Below are 1,890 nucleotides of genomic sequence, written 5' to 3' on the forward strand. Positions count from 1 at the left end.
TTTAAGTAATAATAATAATTTAACTAGTATTGGAAAATTTGCTTTTGCTTATAATGGAAATGACCTTGGTAAGGAAGAAGATAAAGAAAATTATCAAGTCAAATTACCCGATAGTTTACAAACACTTGGAGATAGTTCATTTGCCGCCAACAACAATTTAAAGACCATTAGTTTTGGCCCTAATCTTATAAGTATTGGTAAAAATGCGTTTAGTTTGGACGGTGCATTAACGGATGTAGATTTTTCTAATGCTAATAAATTAACTCTGATTGATGATGGAGCGTTTATATACAGTGGTGTGACCGGAGATTTGAAAACACCTTCAAGTTTATTAACCATCGGGAATGAAGCTTTTGGTGGCGCTCATCTAGATGGATTGGAATTAAATGAAGGACTACAGTCAATTGGAAATTCCGCTTTTTCATATAATCAGTTAAAAGGAACATTAGTCATTCCAAGCACAATCCAAAATATTGGTAGCAATGCATTTATCAGTAATCAATTAAGCGGAGTTTCAACAAAGGCGTCTGATATTGTCATGGGAACGGGGGCCTTTTCTAATAATAGAATTACAACAGTATTAGCTCCAAAAATGTTAGGGGCAGCAAGAGATACTTATAATCCTAATATTGCTGTAAATCAATTTGCAGCCATTTTTACAGATACGTCTCACAATAATATCTCGGACTATTTTAATATCCAAATTGGCCCCAATATTGGTGGTATCACTGAAAAATCTCTTGATATAAATGGATTGACTAACTATGTTACTTATAGTGATGGTGTTTTTACAATTCCAAATGGTGTAAAGAGCTTTTCTTTTGATTGGACATTAGCATCTAGTGATAGCTCGGATCAGGGATATAGTGGTAAGTATGATGTAATTTTCGATGATCCAGATATTCAAGCAATAAGTTCGCATATTTCAACTGGTACTAAATGGTCACCAAGTGATAATTTTCTCAGTGCAAAAACTCCTGAGGGTAGAGATATCGACTTAAAAGATATGGAAATAAGCATAGATCAATCCGAGTTTGTTGACCCTAGTTTGGCTACTATTGATACAACCATTGCAGAAAAACATACTGTTGAGTATAAGTATAAATACGGAAATGAAAGTAGTACTGTTAATGTAGTAGTCGATAAGCGTGAAGGTACTTATACAGTAAATGGTTCTGATAAAGTAACCTATAATGGTCAAAATCAAGCCTTTAATCCAAGTGATTATCAAATTTCTTTACCAAATGGAACTACATATACACTTCAGGACGGCGATTTGGAGCTTAAAGAAGGCAATGTTAAAAACGCTGGAACTTATACAGTTCAATTATCACAACAAGGGATTGAAAATATTGAAGCTGTTGGACAGAATAGTCTATATGAATGGACTGCTGGAGTTAAAGATAATTTTGAAATTGCTAAGGCTCCAGTGACGATTAAAGCAAATAATAGCAGCAAGATTGAAGGCGCGGTTGATCCAACTTTTTCAGCAAATGTGACTATGCCAAACGATATTAAGGATGGAGACGAATTAAATTATTCTCTTAAACGTGAAGATGGTTTAACTCCTGGTGATTATGCTATAAAAGTTGAGTTAGGAGACAATCCTAATTATGAAGTGACCGTTGAAAATGGGACATTTACTATTATTGCTTCAAAACAAGGTATAGTTGGTGAAGATTTTACAATGAATATCGGTGCTCCTATGCCAACAGCAGATGATTTTAAAGCATCAGCTACTGATGTGGATGGCAATGCCTTAGAAGTTAGTGTCGATTTAGGAAATGCTGATTTGAATACAGTTGGAACATATGACGTTACATTAAAGTCAAGTGATGGACAAACGAAAACAGTTAGTTTAATTGTGACAGATCCAACGGACCCAACAGA

General features: G+C 34.6%; 1 protein-coding gene. It reads left to right on the forward strand.

All coding sequences use genetic code 11. The features are described 5' to 3' along the window. Nucleotides 1-1,890, forward strand: a 1,890-nt coding sequence (locus tag FD31_RS13685) for a leucine-rich repeat protein (RefSeq protein ID WP_157049176.1), incomplete at both ends; no start/stop codon positions are given.

It is taken from the genome of Companilactobacillus nantensis DSM 16982 (genome assembly GCF_001435815.1).
Classification (GTDB): domain Bacteria; phylum Bacillota; class Bacilli; order Lactobacillales; family Lactobacillaceae; genus Companilactobacillus; species Companilactobacillus nantensis.